This is a genomic window from Stutzerimonas stutzeri (assembly GCF_009789555.1).
In the GTDB taxonomy this organism is placed as follows: domain Bacteria; phylum Pseudomonadota; class Gammaproteobacteria; order Pseudomonadales; family Pseudomonadaceae; genus Stutzerimonas; species Stutzerimonas stutzeri_R.
Genome location: NZ_CP046902.1, coordinates 2,627,313 through 2,641,052, shown reverse-complemented (window position 1 = coordinate 2,641,052; position 13,740 = coordinate 2,627,313). Strand labels below are relative to the sequence as shown.

The window sequence follows — 13,740 nt, the reverse complement described above, 5'->3', positions numbered from 1 at the left end:
CGCTCGATACGCCCGCCTGCAGCGTTGCTGCGGCGGGCGTTCTGCTTTATGCGTGCAGCCATCCGTCGATCGCATTTAACTAATCGAACCGATGGCCGCTAATAAAGACAATCACATGACAATAAGAAACCCGCACCAGCCCACCTCGAACCGCCAGGCGTACCCATGCGAAACAACCAGCCCATCACCCAGCGCGAGTACGCGTTTCCGGACCAGCAGCGACTGATCTCCACGACCGACCTGAAAGGCAAGATCAGCTATTGCAACGACATCTTCGCCGAGGTCAGCGGCTTTGAGCGCGGTGAACTCATCGGCGCTCCGCACAACCTCATCCGCCACCCCGACGTGCCGTCGGCGGTATTCGCGCATATGTGGGCGACGCTCAAGGACGGCAAGCCCTGGATGGGCATCGTCAAGAATCGGCGCAAGGATGGCGATCATTACTGGGTCAACGCCTACGTAACGCCAGTGCTCGACATGCAGCGCAACGTCATCGGGTATGAATCGGTCCGCACCAAGCCCACCCGTGAACAGGTAAAACGGGCCGAGGCACTCTATGCGCGCCTCAATACAGGCAAAAACGGCATTGCGCGGCGAGACAAGTGGACGTCGTTCGCCATCAACTGGATGCCTTTCATTCTGACCAGCCAGGTCGGCTTCCTGGTCGGAGTGTGGCTCGATCACATCTGGGGTTTTGCGTTGGCCGCACTGCTATCCGTGCCATTGGGGCTCGCTGGCCGTCACTGGCAGATGCGTGGCGTCAACCGCCTGGTGCGGCTCGCCGAACAATCGATGAGCGATCCACTGATCGCACGGATGTATACCGACAGCCAGGGCGCCGAAGCCCGCCTGGAAATGGCGATGCTCAGCGAACATGCGCGCCTGAAAACCTGTTTGACGCGCCTGCAGGACAGCGCCGTGCAGTTGCAACAACAAGCCAGGCGAGCCGATGAGCTGGCCCACAGCTGTTCGGACGGCCTGACCCGGCAGCATCACGAAACCGAACAGGTCGCCACCGCGATCAATCAGATGGCCGCTACGACGCAGGAAGTCGCTGGCAATGTGGCCCTGGCGGCGGAAGCCACTGAGCAAGCCAACCAGTTGGCTGCTCAGGGGCAGGAGATCAGCGCCCAGACCCGCAAGGCCATCGAACTGCTGGCGCACGCCGTGACCGAAACGGGCGACGCGGTGTCCGCGCTGGCACGCAACAGCGATGAAATCGGTACGGTCGTCGACGTGATCAAAAGCATCGCCGATCAGACCAACCTGCTCGCGCTCAATGCCGCCATCGAAGCAGCCCGCGCCGGGGAAAGTGGCCGTGGCTTCGCGGTGGTGGCCGACGAAGTTCGCCAACTGGCTCAGCGTACCGCCACCGCGACAGGCCAGATCCATCAGCTGATCGAGAAACTTCAGTTGCAGGCGCGCCAGGCCGTCGAGACCACCGAGCAAGGCCGCACGCAGGCGAGCCGCGGCGTTGAACGGGTGATCGACGCGGACAAGGCACTGGCAGGTATCAGTATGGCGGTGGGACGCATCATCGACATGACCTCGCAGATCGCTTCGGCGACCGAGCAACAGAGCTCCGTCGCCGAGGAGATCAGCCACAACGTCAGCAATATCGCCCGCCTCGCCGACCAGACCTCCGGCGATGCGAACAGCTCAGCGCAGCTTTCCGAGGATCTGGCGCTCACCGCGCAATCGCAGTACACCCTGGTGGAGCGCTTCAACCGCTGACCGAACGCGGTGCAGTGTTGCACTGGCCAGGACTGGACGACGCCCGCTCGCAGCGCTCCCTGCAGCGGGCGTTTTTCGTCGCCGTGAGCAGCTTAAAGACCGCGCAAGAATGCCGCAACGACATCGGCCGCAGCGTCCAGGTGCTGCGCGTGAGTCAGCCCCGACTTCTTGAGCGGCTTGAGATCGTGGTCCGCTGCCGCCAGCCAATGGAGGGCAATCGCCGGCGATAATGAATAGACGCCGACCGCCTCCCGGTCGCCCAACGCGTCACGCTCGCCCTGGACGATCAGTGTCGGGGTGCGCAACTCACCCAGGTGGGCGACCCTGGGTTTTTCCGGCTTGCCGGCGGCGTAGAAGGGATATCCCAGACACACGAGCGCATCGACCTGGAGTTCGTCGGCCAGCAGACTTGCCATCCGTCCTCCCATCGACTTGCCACCGACCGCCAGAACCCCTGCGGTTTGCTGTCGCACCGACCGGTACACCTCCCGCCATTGCTGCAACAGCTGCGCCTGCGGATTGGGCGGTCGCCTGCGCCCCGTCATCCGCCGTTCCGCCATGTAGGCGAACTCGAAGCGAAAGACCGCAATGCCACGCTCCACGAGTCGTTCGGTCATCTCCTGCATGAACGGGCTGTCCATCGGAGCACCCGCCCCATGCGCGAGTATCAGACTGCTGAAAGCCCCGTGGCGCGGGTCATCGCGCCGAACGAGTGGGATTTCACCGCCCTGGGAGTATTGATCAGCGTCAATACCAGCCGTTTGCCCTTTGCCCATCCTTGCCCCCGCGTTCTTTTGAAGAAATGCCTGCTCAACGCAACAAAAACATGCTCACTACCGTGGATGGAAGCCCATACATGAACACAGCAACCAGTACCGCCTACGACTACAAGGTGGTCCGCCAATTCGCCGTTATGACGGTGGTGTGGGGAATCGTCGGGATGGGGCTCGGCGTTTTCATCGCAGCACAGTTGGCTTGGCCGTTCCTCAACTTCGATCTGCCCTGGACCAGCTTTGGCCGCTTGCGACCCTTACATACCAACGCGGTAATTTTCGCCTTCGGCGGCTGCGCATTGTTCGCAACATCCTATTATTCCGTCCAGCGCACCTGCCAGACCACACTGTTCGCGCCCAAGCTGGCCGCGTTCACGTTCTGGGGCTGGCAACTGGTCATCCTGCTCGCGGCGATTTCCCTTCCGCTGGGCTTCACCAGCTCCAAGGAATACGCCGAGCTGGAATGGCCGATCGACATCCTCATCACCATCGTCTGGGTGGCCTACGCAATCGTGTTCTTCGGCACACTGGCCACGCGCAAGAACAAGCATATCTATGTGGGTAACTGGTTCTTCGGCGCGTTCATCCTGACGGTGGCGATCCTGCATATCGTCAACAACCTGGAAATCCCGGTCACTGCGACGAAATCCTACTCGCTGTATGCCGGTGCGACCGATGCGATGGTGCAATGGTGGTATGGCCACAATGCCGTGGGCTTCTTCCTCACAGCCGGCTTCCTCGGGATCATGTACTACTTCGTTCCGAAACAGGCCGAGCGCCCCGTGTATTCGTATCGCCTGTCGATCGTTCACTTCTGGGCGCTGATCACCGTTTACATCTGGGCCGGCCCGCACCACCTGCACTACACCGCACTGCCGGACTGGGCGCAAAGCCTGGGCATGGTGATGTCGCTGATCCTGCTCGCACCGAGCTGGGGTGGCATGATCAACGGCATGATGACCCTGTCGGGCGCCTGGCATAAGCTGCGCAGCGATCCGATCCTGCGCTTCCTGGTCGTCTCCCTGGCGTTCTACGGCATGTCGACGTTCGAAGGCCCGATGATGGCGATCAAGACGGTCAACGCGCTGTCGCACTACACCGACTGGACCATCGGCCATGTTCACGCCGGGGCGCTCGGCTGGGTCGCGATGGTTTCCATTGGTGCCCTGTACCACCTGATTCCGAAGGTCTTCGGTCGCGAGCAGATGTACAGCATCGGCCTGATCAACACCCACTTCTGGCTGGCCACCATCGGCACCGTGCTCTACATCGCCTCGATGTGGGTCAACGGGATCGCGCAGGGCCTGATGTGGCGTGCGATCAACGAAGACGGCACCCTTACCTACTCCTTTGCAGAAGCGCTTGAAGCGAGCCATCCGGGCTTCGTGGTCCGCATGATCGGCGGCGCAATCTTCTTCGCCGGCATGCTGCTGATGGCTTACAACACCTGGCGCACCGTAAGTGCCTCCAAGCCAGCCGAAAACGCAGCCGTCGCGCAGATCGCCTGAGGAGCCAACTGATGAAGAAGCACGAAATACTCGAAAAGAACGTTGGCCTGCTGGCCCTGTTCATGATCCTCGCGGTGAGCATCGGTGGTCTGACTCAGATCGTGCCGCTGTTCTTCCAGGACGTCGTCAACGAGCCGGTCGAAGGCATGAAGCCCTACACCGCGCTCCAGCTGGAAGGTCGTGACCTGTATATCCGCGAAGGCTGCGTTGGCTGCCACTCGCAGATGATCCGACCGTTCCGTGCCGAGACCGAGCGCTACGGCCATTACTCGGTCGCTGGCGAAAGCGTCTACGACCATCCGTTCCTGTGGGGCTCCAAGCGCACCGGGCCGGACCTGGCCCGTGTCGGTGGTCGCTACTCCGACGACTGGCACCGCGCCCATCTCTACAACCCGCGCAACGTCGTGCCCGAATCGAAGATGCCTTCTTACCCCTGGCTGGTAGAAGACACCCTGGATGGCAAGGACACCGCCAAGAAAATGAAAGCGCTGCGCGCCGTTGGCGTGCCCTACAGCGATGAAGACATCGCCCGAGCCGGAGCCGCCGTCAAGGGCAAGACCGAGATGGACGCCATGGTGGCTTACCTGCAGGTACTCGGCACTGCCCTTCAGAACAAGCGCTGACATCGGCGCCGCTATCGAAAACGACGCGCTGCAAGGGGCAGCCGTCAGGGATCCAACATCGCGGGCAGTTCGAGCGTTCGGGCTGTCCAGGAGTAACAGATGAACGCTTTCTGGAGTGGATACATCGCCCTGCTTACGCTGGGCACCATTGTCGCTCTGTTCTGGCTGATCTTCGCCTTCCGCAAGGGTGAATCTGCAGGCACGACCGACAAGACCATGGGGCATTCCTTTGACGGTATCGAGGAATACGACAACCCGCTGCCCAAGTGGTGGTTCATGCTCTTCATCGGCACCCTGGTGTTCAGCATCGTCTATCTGCTGCTCTACCCAGGCCTGGGTAACTGGAAGGGTGTACTACCGGGCTACGAAGGTGGCTGGACGCAGGACAAGCAATGGCAGCAGGAGATCGACCAAGCCGATGCGAAGTTCGGCCCGATCTTCGCCAAGTACTCGGCCATGAGTGTTACGCAGGTTGCTCAGGATCCCAGAGCCCTGAAGATCGGCGGCCGTCTCTTCGCCAACTACTGCTCGGTTTGTCACGGCTCGGATGCCAAAGGCTCGAACGGTTTCCCGAACCTGGCTGACAGTGAGTGGCGCTGGGGCGGCGATCCCGAGACGATCAAGGCGAGCATCCTGCACGGCCGCGTCGCGACCATGCCCGCCTGGGGCGCCGTCATCGGTGAAGATGGCGTGAAGAACGTTGCAGCGTATGTACGCAGCGAACTCGCTGGCCTTGCCCTGCCGGACGGCACCGAGGCAGATCTCGTCGCCGGTAGCCAGGTGTATACCCAGACTTGCTCGGTCTGCCACGGTGCGAATGGTGAAGGCATGGCGGTACTGGGTTCGCCAAACCTGACCAATTCTGCGGGCTGGATATACGGCTCGACGCTGCCTCAGTTGCAACAGACCATTCGTCACGGACGTAACGGTCAGATGCCGGCGCAGGAACAGTATCTGGGCAATGACAAGGTTCACCTGCTGGCAGCTTACGTATACAGTCTGTCTCAACAGGCAGAACACCTGGCCAAGCAGTAATCCCCCTGACAGGGCGGCGACCGTGCCGCCCTGTTCCAGCTCAGCCCCAGCATCGAAAGCCGCACTGCGACGCTCTGTCGCACACCGTCCACCCCCTCCTCTATTTGCCCGCCGACCGGCAGCTCCTATAGTTCATCCCCACTCGCCAGACTCCGCAGAACTACAAGGCGAGGCCCTCGACTCTGCACATCGGCATGATGTGAAAAACGACCCTGCGAAGCGCATGGAATACGCTTGGAATCAGGGTCCGAACGGCACGAGATGGCCTGGGCGTTGATTGCATTGCCCCCCTCCTTTCTCCATACTTGCCGCCGTTTTTGCCCCTTGATATGCCTTTAGCGTGGAAGCCTTGCATGAGCACAGCAATAAGTGAGACTGCATATAACTATAAGGTGGTTCGCCAATTCGCCATCATGACGGTGGTGTGGGGAATTATCGGAATGGGTCTGGGTGTGTTTATCGCCGCACAGTTGGTGTGGCCTGAACTCAACTTCGATCTGCCCTGGACCAGCTTCGGCCGTTTGCGTCCTCTGCACACCAACGCGGTGATCTTCGCCTTCGGTGGTTGTGCATTGATGGCCACGTCATTCTATGTCGTGCAGCGGACCTCGCAGGCCCGTCTGTTCTCTGACGGCCTCGCGTCCTTCACCTTCTGGGGCTGGCAGGCGGTTATCGTTCTGGCCGTGATCACCCTGCCGCAGGGCTTCACCAGCTCCAAGGAATACGCCGAGCTGGAATGGCCGATCGACATCCTGCTAGGGGTCGTCTGGATCTGCTATGCGGTGGTGTTCTTCGGCACCATCCTCAAGCGCAAGGTCGGCCACATCTATGTGGGCAACTGGTTCTTCGGTGCCTTTATCCTGGTGACGGCGATGCTGCACATCGTCAACAACCTGGAAGTACCGGTGACCTGGTTCAAGTCCTATTCCATCTACTCTGGCGCTACCGATGCCATGGTCCAGTGGTGGTACGGTCACAACGCGGTAGGTTTCTTCCTGACCACCGGGTTCCTCGGAATGATGTATTACTTCGTTCCCAAGCAAGCGGGCCGCCCGGTCTACTCCTATCGCTTGTCCATCGTGCACTTCTGGGCGCTGATCACCCTGTATATCTGGGCTGGCCCGCACCACCTGCACTACACCGCGCTGCCTGAATGGGCGCAAAGCCTGGGCATGGTGATGTCGATCATCCTGCTGGCACCGAGCTGGGGCGGCATGATCAACGGCATGATGACCCTGTCGGGCGCCTGGCATAAGCTGCGCACCGATCCGATCCTGCGTTTCCTGGTCGTCTCGCTGGCGTTCTACGGCATGTCGACGTTCGAAGGCCCGATGATGGCGATCAAGACGGTCAACGCGCTGTCGCACTACACCGACTGGACCATCGGCCATGTTCACGCCGGCGCACTCGGCTGGGTCGCCATGATCACCATCGGCTCCATGTATCACCTGATTCCGAAGGTCTTCGCTCGCGAGCAGATGTACAGCATCGGCCTGATCAACGCCCACTTCTGGCTGGCGACCATCGGCACCGTGCTCTACATCGCCTCGATGTGGGTCAACGGCATCACCCAGGGCCTGATGTGGCGTGCGATCAACGAGGACGGCACCCTCACCTACTCCTTCGTCGAAGCGCTGGAGGCCAGTCACCCCGGCTTCATCGTGCGAGCGCTGGGCGGTGCGTTCTTCCTCACCGGCATGCTGCTGATGGCTTACAACACCTGGCGCACTGTGCGTGCCGCCAAGCCGGCTGAATTCGAAGCCGCTGCGCAGATCGCCTGAGGGAACCGATAAATGAAGAATCACGAAATACTCGAAAAGAACATTGGTCTGCTGACCCTGTTCATGGTCCTCGCGGTGAGCATCGGTGGTCTGACCCAGATCGTGCCGCTGTTCTTCCAGGACGTCGTCAACGAGCCGGTCGAAGGCATGAAGCCCTACACCGCGCTCCAGCTGGAAGGTCGTGACCTGTATATCCGCGAAGGCTGCGTTGGCTGCCACTCGCAGATGATCCGACCGTTCCGTGCCGAGACCGAGCGCTACGGCCATTACTCGGTCGCTGGCGAAAGCGTCTACGACCATCCGTTCCTGTGGGGCTCCAAGCGCACCGGGCCGGACCTGGCCCGTGTCGGTGGTCGCTACTCCGATGACTGGCACCGCGCCCATCTCTACAACCCGCGCAACGTCGTGCCCGAATCGAAGATGCCTTCTTACCCCTGGCTGGTCGAGCACAACCTGGACGGCAAAGACACCGCCAAGAAAATGGAAGCCTTGCGAAGCGTAGGCGTGCCTTACACCGACGAAGACATCGCCGGCGCGAAGGACGCAGTCAAGGGCAAAACCGAAATGGATGCCCTCGTCGCCTACTTGCAAGTACTTGGCACTGCACTCACCAACAAACGGTAACGCACCATGGATATCGGGACTCTTCGCGGTCTGGGCACCATTCTTGTTTTCGTCGCCTTCATCGGCATCGTGCTCTGGGCCTATAGCAGCAAGCGCAAGAAAAGCTTCGATGAAGCCGCCAATCTGCCCTTCGCAGACGAGCCCGACGCCAAGAAGCGTGACGAAGAAGCTTCCAGGAGTAAGAAATAAATGACCTCGTTTTGGAGTTGGTACATCACCCTGCTGAGCTTGGGGACCATCGCCGCATTGGTCTGGCTGTTGCTCGCCACTCGCAAGGGACAACGCCACGACAGCACCGAAGAAACCGTCGGCCACTCCTATGATGGCATCGAAGAGTACGACAACCCGCTTCCCCGCTGGTGGTTCATGCTGTTTGTCGCCACCGTGATCTTCGCCCTCGGCTACCTGGCTCTGTACCCAGGTCTGGGCAACTGGAAAGGCCTGCTGCCGGGCTACGAAGGCGGCTGGACACAGGTCAAGGAATGGCAGCGCGAGATCGACAAGGCGAACGAACAGTACGGCCCACTCTATGCGAAGTTCGCATCGATGCCGGTCGAACAGGTCGCCCAGGACCCGCAAGCCCTGAAGATGGGCGGACGCCTGTTCGCTTCCAACTGCTCCGTCTGCCACGGTTCCGACGCCAAGGGTGCCTACGGCTTCCCGAATCTGACCGATGATGATTGGCTGTGGGGCGGCGCGCCTGAAACCATCAAGACTACCATCATGGGTGGACGCCAGGCTGCCATGCCCGCGTGGCGCGATGTGATCGGCGAAGAAGGCATCCGCAATGTCGCCGGTTATGTTCGCACGCTGTCCGGCCGGGATATTCCCGAGGGCATCACCGCCGATATTGAGCAGGGTCAAAAGATCTTCGCTGCCAACTGTGTAGCGTGCCACGGCCCTGAAGGCAAAGGCACCCAGGCAATGGGCGCGCCGGATCTGACTGACAACGTATGGCTTTACGGCTCGAGTTTCGGACAGATTCAGCAAACCCTTCGCTACGGCCGGAACGGTCGCATGCCCGCCCAGGAACACATTCTTGGTAACGACAAGGTGCACCTGCTCGCAGCCTATGTGTACAGCCTCTCGCAAAAGCCGGAGAACTGAGTCCAACAGCCCAGGCGCGACCTACGGTCGCATCTGAGCTCGGCAATCGAGGCGTACCATTCGCAGCAGGTAAGCAAAAGATCCCGGTCGGCACGTATCGACCGGGACACTCACCCTCCGCCGTGGTACGCACTTGATGACTGAGCAGATCCCCGTTCGCGATGTAACCCCTCCTTCCAAGATCGATGCGTCAGGCGACCTCTACGCTGCGCGTGAAAAGATCTACACCCGAGCTTTCAGCGGCCTTTTCCGCAACCTGCGGCGCGTCGGCGGTGCAGTCCTGTTCGTGCTCTTCTTCGGCACGGTCTGGCTCAACTGGAATGGCCGCCAGGCGGTCTGGTGGGATTTGCCAGAGCGCAAGTTCCATATCTTTGGCGCGACCTTCTGGCCTCAGGACTTCATGCTCTTGTCGTGGCTGCTGATCATTTGTGCCTTCGGCCTGTTCTTCATCACTGTATTCGCCGGCCGCGTCTGGTGTGGTTATACCTGCCCTCAAAGCGTGTTTACCTGGGTCTACATGTGGGCAGAAAAGATTACCGAAGGTGATCGTAACCAACGGATGAAGCTGGACAAGGCGCCGATGAGCGCCAACAAGTTCCTCCGCAAGCTTGCCAAGCACGCCATCTGGATCGCCGTGGGCGTCCTGGTGGCCATTACGTTCGTCGGATATTTCACCCCCATCCGGCAGTTGGTTCCCGATCTCCTCAGCTTCAACGTCAATGGCTGGGCTGCGTTCTGGATCGGCTTCTTCACGCTGGCCACCTACGGTAGCGCCGGCTACCTGCGCGAGCAGGTGTGCATTTACATGTGTCCCTATGCGCGGTTCCAGAGCGTGATGTTCGACAAGGACACGCTTATCGTCTCCTACGATCCCCGACGTGGCGAGCGTCGTGGACCTCGCAAAAAGGATGCCGACTACAAAGCGATGGGCCTCGGCGACTGCATTGATTGCACCATGTGCGTCCAGGTCTGCCCAACCGGTATCGACATCCGCGACGGCCTGCAGATCGAGTGTATTGGCTGCGCGGCCTGTATCGATGCCTGTGACACCATCATGGACAAGATGAACTACCCGCGCGGACTGATCAGCTACACCACCGAACACAATCTGTCCGGTCAGAAGACCCATCTGTTGCGTCCGCGCCTGCTTGGCTATGCCGTAGCCCTGCTGGCCATGCTGAGCCTGTTCTCGTACGCGGTCTATCACCGCCCATTGGTCAAGCTGGACGTGATCAAGGACCGTGTGCTCTACCGCGAGAACGAGCGAGGCAACATCGAGAACGTCTATACCCTGAAGATCATGAACAAGGCTCAGCGCGAGCAGACCTTCGTGATCGAGGCATCCGGCCTGGACGGCCTGGCCTACGAGGGCCGCAACGAGGTTCGTGCCGACGCGGGCGAGCTGGTCACCGTTCCGGTGGAACTGTCCATTGCCCCTGAAAAGCTGCCTTCGAGTACCAATGAAGTGGTCTTCCGTATCCAATCGGTCGACGACGAATCCATCCATGACGATGCAGAGAGCCGTTTCATCGGTCCAAGCATCCGCTAAGCAAGGTCATACATGCGCTCTGAAAATGAACAAACGCGGTGGTACACCCAATTCTGGGCTTGGTTCGTCATCGGCATTCTGCTGTTCTCGGTGATTCTCGGCACCTCGCTGCTGACCATCGCTATCCGCAATTCCGACTCACTCGTCGCCGACAACTATTACGACGCCGGCAAGGGTATCAACCAGTCGCTGGAACGCGAGAAGCTCGCCGAACGCCTGCAAATGCAGGCGCAACTGTCGCTTGATGACGAGCGCGGGCTGGCCGAAGTGCAACTGAGTGGTAACAGCGCACCGCAACAAATGGTCCTCAATCTGATTTCGCCGACGCAACCCGAACGTGACCGTCGCATTGTCCTTCAGCCTCAAGGCAACGGTACCTATCAAGGCCAAATGCAGGAGCCCGTCACCGGCAGGCGTTTCGTGGAATTGCTTGGCCGTGAAGGTGACCAGGACTGGCGCCTGTTCGAGGAAAAGGAAATCGTAAGCGGGCAAGCACTCGACCTGAGCTACTGAGCAGTCGATGGCACGTCCAACTCCCTGCTACCACTGCGGGCTACCGGTTCCCGCGGGTAGTGCCTTTCACGCCCGCGTGCTCAATGAGCAGCGGGCGCTGTGTTGTCCAGGGTGCCAGGCGGTTGCGGAGGCCATCGTCCAGGGAGGCCTAGAAAGCTATTACCTGCACCGCAGCGATGCCTCGGTCAATCCCGGCAACCTGCCGGGGGCACTCGCCGACGAACTGGCCCTGTACGACCGCAAGGATGTGCAACAGCCGTTCGTGGAGCACGAAGGCGAACTGGCCCGTACGTCCCTGATGATCGAAGGCATCAGCTGTGCCGCCTGTGGCTGGCTGATCGAAAAGCACCTTCGCGGACTCGATGGGATCTCCGAAGCCAGCCTGAACCTTTCCAACCACCGGCTTCGTGTGCAATGGAACGATGCCGTCCTGCCGCTCAGCGAATTGCTCTCCGAACTTCGACGCATCGGTTACGCCGCGCACCCTTACCAGGCCGACCAGGCAGCCGAGCGTCTCGCACAGGAAAACCGTCGCAGCATGCGCCAACTGGGCGTGACGGGGCTGCTCTGGATGCAAGTGATGATGGCAACCATGGCGACCTGGCCTGAGTTCAATATTGATCTCTCGCCAGGCATGGCCAGCATTCTTCGCTGGACCGCCCTGCTGCTGACCACCCCTATCGTCTTCTACTGCTGCACTGATTTTTTCAAAGGCGCGCTGCGCGACTTGCGTACCCGCCACTTGTCCATGGACGTTTCGGTTTCCCTGGCGATCGGAGGCGCTTATATCGCCGGCATCTGGTCGACCGTGACCGGCCAGGGCGAGCTGTACTTCGACGCCGTCGGCATGTTCGCATTGTTTCTGCTGGCGGGACGATTCCTCGAACGCCGTGCGCGCGAACGCACCGCGGCGGCGACCGCGCAACTGGTCAATCTGCTACCGGCATCCTGCCTGAAGCTGTCGTCGGATGGCCAAACGGCGCGCATTCTGCTCAGCGAGCTGCAACTCGGCGACAGGATCCTGGTGCAACCCGGCGCACTGATTCCGGCCGATGGCCGAATCGTCAGTGGCCAATCGAGCATCGATGAATCGGTCCTTACCGGCGAATATCTACCGCAGGCACGCGATATTGGCGATGCCGTTACGGCCGGCACCCTTAATGTCGAAGGCGTTCTGACGGTCGAAGTCCAGGCGCTGGGTGACAACACTCGTCTGTCCGCCATCGTAGGCCTGCTGGAACGCGCCCAGTCGGACAAACCGCGCCTGGCAGAGCTGGCCGACAGGGTCGCGCAATGGTTCCTGCTGATCGTGCTGGTAACCGCTGCGGTGGTTGGCATGGTCTGGTGGCAGATAGACCCGCAACGTGCGTTCTGGATCGTCCTGGCCTTGTTGGTGGCGACCTGCCCTTGTGCCTTGTCGCTCGCCACCCCGACCGCCCTGACGACAGCCACCGGAACGCTGCATCGGCTCGGACTGTTACTCACCCGAGGACACGTGCTGGAGGGGCTCAATCACATCGACACGGTGGTTTTCGACAAGACAGGCACCCTGACCGAAGGGCGCCTGACCCTGAGCGAAGTTCGTCCCTTGGCCGAGCTGGATGCCGATACCTGCCTGTCCCTGGCCGCCGCGCTGGAAAACCGCTCCGAACACCCGATTGCCAAGGCCTTCGGCCAGGCACCGCAAGCGGCCGACGCTGTGAACAGCGTTCCGGGTCATGGTCTGCAGGGCTCGGTCGCCGGACGCACGCTACGTATCGGGCAGCCCGACTTCGTCGCCGCCGGCTATGGGGGCGATGCCCCCGCCACACCGGGCGATCATGGTCAATGGCTGTTGCTGGGCGATACCCACGGGCCCCTTGCGTGGCTGGTGCTCGATGACCGCCTCCGCGATGACGCGCCCGCCCTGCTGCTCGCCTGCAAGCGCCGTGGTTGGAAGACGCTGCTGCTGTCAGGGGACAGCTCACCCGTGGTGGCCGAAATCGCTGCACAGCTCGGCATCGACGAGGCCCACGGCGCAATGACACCGACGGACAAGCTCGCCCACCTGCAGCGTCTGCAAACTGCAGGTCGTCGTGTGCTGATGTTGGGCGACGGCGTCAACGACGCTCCGGTACTGGCGGCCGCGGACATCAGCGTGGCCATGGGCTCGGCGACCGACCTGGCGAAAACCAGCGCCGATGCCGTCTTGCTCAGCAACCGTCTCGATAGTCTCGTGCTGGCATTCACCGTAGCGCGCCGCAGCCGTCGAATCATCATCGAGAACCTTGCCTGGGCCAGTCTTTACAACGGGCTGATCCTCCCCTTCGCCGCGGTCGGCTGGGTCACTCCGCTATGGGCCGCCCTGGGCATGTCGGCAAGCTCGCTGATCGTGGTGCTGAATGCCTTGCGCCTGACGCGCCTGCCGGACCGACCGGCGAACCGTCAACCCACGCTACCTGGCGTAGGATGATCGTTCACGCCCGCTCAGCTTTGCCCGCCGCACCGCCCTGG

At 61.0% G+C, this 13,740-nt stretch carries 13 protein-coding genes; 12 read left to right on the top strand and 1 reads right to left on the bottom strand.

Annotated features, from left to right (window positions below; genetic code table 11):
- Nucleotides 1–165: 165 nt before the first annotated feature.
- Complete coding sequence (locus GQA94_RS12300) at nt 166–1,734, top strand: methyl-accepting chemotaxis protein (protein ID WP_158188292.1); 1,569 nt, start codon at nt 166–168, stop codon at nt 1,732–1,734.
- 92 nt (nt 1,735–1,826) lie between these two features.
- Here the strand turns inward: GQA94_RS12300 and GQA94_RS12295 are convergent, their stop codons facing one another.
- A complete protein-coding gene (locus tag GQA94_RS12295; RefSeq protein WP_336507995.1) occupies nt 1,827–2,375 on the bottom strand; it encodes an alpha/beta family hydrolase in 549 nt (182 codons plus the stop codon).
- Nucleotides 2,376–2,390: 15 nt separating this feature from the next.
- On the opposite strand from GQA94_RS12295, the gene GQA94_RS23395 reads away from it, so the two are divergent.
- The 11 genes from GQA94_RS23395 (at nt 2,391) to GQA94_RS12245 (ending at nt 13,699) form a co-directional block, all read left to right on the top strand.
- On the top strand, nt 2,391–2,594 hold the full coding sequence (locus GQA94_RS23395) for a hypothetical protein (protein ID WP_233270277.1): 204 nt from the start codon (nt 2,391–2,393) through the stop codon (nt 2,592–2,594).
- A complete protein-coding gene (ccoN, locus tag GQA94_RS12290; RefSeq protein ID WP_158188290.1) occupies nt 2,591–4,015 on the top strand; it encodes a cytochrome-c oxidase, cbb3-type subunit I in 1,425 nt (474 codons plus the stop codon). The genes GQA94_RS23395 and ccoN (GQA94_RS12290) overlap by 4 nt, the downstream gene beginning before the upstream one ends.
- Nucleotides 4,016–4,026: 11 nt before the next feature.
- Nucleotides 4,027–4,638 carry a cytochrome-c oxidase, cbb3-type subunit II gene (gene ccoO / locus GQA94_RS12285; protein WP_158188289.1) on the top strand — a complete coding sequence of 204 codons (612 nt, stop codon included), beginning with the start codon at nt 4,027–4,029 and terminating at the stop codon, nt 4,636–4,638.
- A gap of 99 nt (nt 4,639–4,737) precedes the next feature.
- Entirely contained in the window at nt 4,738–5,673 is a 936-nt protein-coding gene (ccoP, locus tag GQA94_RS12280; protein ID WP_158188288.1) for a cytochrome-c oxidase, cbb3-type subunit III, read from the top strand.
- Between the two features lie 353 nt (nt 5,674–6,026).
- A complete protein-coding gene (gene ccoN, locus GQA94_RS12275) occupies nt 6,027–7,454 on the top strand; it encodes a cytochrome-c oxidase, cbb3-type subunit I (protein ID WP_158188287.1) in 1,428 nt (475 codons plus the stop codon).
- Between the two features lie 12 nt (nt 7,455–7,466).
- Nucleotides 7,467–8,078: a cytochrome-c oxidase, cbb3-type subunit II gene (gene ccoO / locus GQA94_RS12270; RefSeq protein WP_158188286.1), complete on the top strand. Its 612-nt coding sequence runs from the start codon at nt 7,467–7,469 to the stop codon at nt 8,076–8,078.
- A gap of 6 nt (nt 8,079–8,084) precedes the next feature.
- Complete coding sequence (locus GQA94_RS12265; protein WP_131648563.1) at nt 8,085–8,267, top strand: cbb3-type cytochrome oxidase subunit 3; 183 nt, start codon at nt 8,085–8,087, stop codon at nt 8,265–8,267.
- Nucleotides 8,268–9,185, top strand: a complete 918-nt coding sequence (gene ccoP / locus GQA94_RS12260) for a cytochrome-c oxidase, cbb3-type subunit III (RefSeq protein ID WP_158188285.1) — start codon at nt 8,268–8,270, stop codon at nt 9,183–9,185. It abuts the gene before it with no gap.
- 136 nt (nt 9,186–9,321) lie between these two features.
- Nucleotides 9,322–10,734 carry a cytochrome c oxidase accessory protein CcoG gene (gene ccoG, locus GQA94_RS12255; RefSeq protein WP_158188284.1) on the top strand — a complete coding sequence of 471 codons (1,413 nt, stop codon included), beginning with the start codon at nt 9,322–9,324 and terminating at the stop codon, nt 10,732–10,734.
- A gap of 12 nt (nt 10,735–10,746) precedes the next feature.
- Entirely contained in the window at nt 10,747–11,247 is a 501-nt protein-coding gene (locus GQA94_RS12250; protein WP_158188283.1) for a FixH family protein, read from the top strand.
- Between the two features lie 7 nt (nt 11,248–11,254).
- Complete coding sequence (locus GQA94_RS12245; RefSeq protein WP_158188282.1) at nt 11,255–13,699, top strand: heavy metal translocating P-type ATPase; 2,445 nt, start codon at nt 11,255–11,257, stop codon at nt 13,697–13,699.
- Nucleotides 13,700–13,740 lie beyond the last annotated feature (41 nt).

Excerpts from the sequence above, each read along its gene's own strand:
- ccoP (WP_158188288.1), top strand. The coding sequence starts at position 4,738 with ATGAACGCTTTCTGGAGTGGATACATCGCCCTGCTTACGCTGGGCACC.
- ccoO (WP_158188289.1), top strand. The coding sequence starts at position 4,027 with ATGAAGAAGCACGAAATACTCGAAAAGAACGTTGGCCTGCTGGCCCTG.
- GQA94_RS12245 (WP_158188282.1), top strand. The coding sequence starts at position 11,255 with ATGGCACGTCCAACTCCCTGCTACCACTGCGGGCTACCGGTTCCCGCG.
- GQA94_RS23395 (WP_233270277.1), top strand. The coding sequence starts at position 2,391 with ATGCGCGAGTATCAGACTGCTGAAAGCCCCGTGGCGCGGGTCATCGCG.
- GQA94_RS12300 (WP_158188292.1), top strand. The coding sequence starts at position 166 with ATGCGAAACAACCAGCCCATCACCCAGCGCGAGTACGCGTTTCCGGAC.
- ccoN (WP_158188290.1), top strand. The coding sequence starts at position 2,591 with ATGAACACAGCAACCAGTACCGCCTACGACTACAAGGTGGTCCGCCAA.
- ccoO (WP_158188286.1), top strand. The coding sequence starts at position 7,467 with ATGAAGAATCACGAAATACTCGAAAAGAACATTGGTCTGCTGACCCTG.
- GQA94_RS12250 (WP_158188283.1), top strand. The coding sequence starts at position 10,747 with ATGCGCTCTGAAAATGAACAAACGCGGTGGTACACCCAATTCTGGGCT.
- ccoG (WP_158188284.1), top strand. The coding sequence starts at position 9,322 with ATGACTGAGCAGATCCCCGTTCGCGATGTAACCCCTCCTTCCAAGATC.
- GQA94_RS12295 (WP_336507995.1), bottom strand. The coding sequence starts at position 2,375 with ATGGACAGCCCGTTCATGCAGGAGATGACCGAACGACTCGTGGAGCGT.
- GQA94_RS12265 (WP_131648563.1), top strand. The coding sequence starts at position 8,085 with ATGGATATCGGGACTCTTCGCGGTCTGGGCACCATTCTTGTTTTCGTC.
- ccoP (WP_158188285.1), top strand. The coding sequence starts at position 8,268 with ATGACCTCGTTTTGGAGTTGGTACATCACCCTGCTGAGCTTGGGGACC.
- ccoN (WP_158188287.1), top strand. The coding sequence starts at position 6,027 with ATGAGCACAGCAATAAGTGAGACTGCATATAACTATAAGGTGGTTCGC.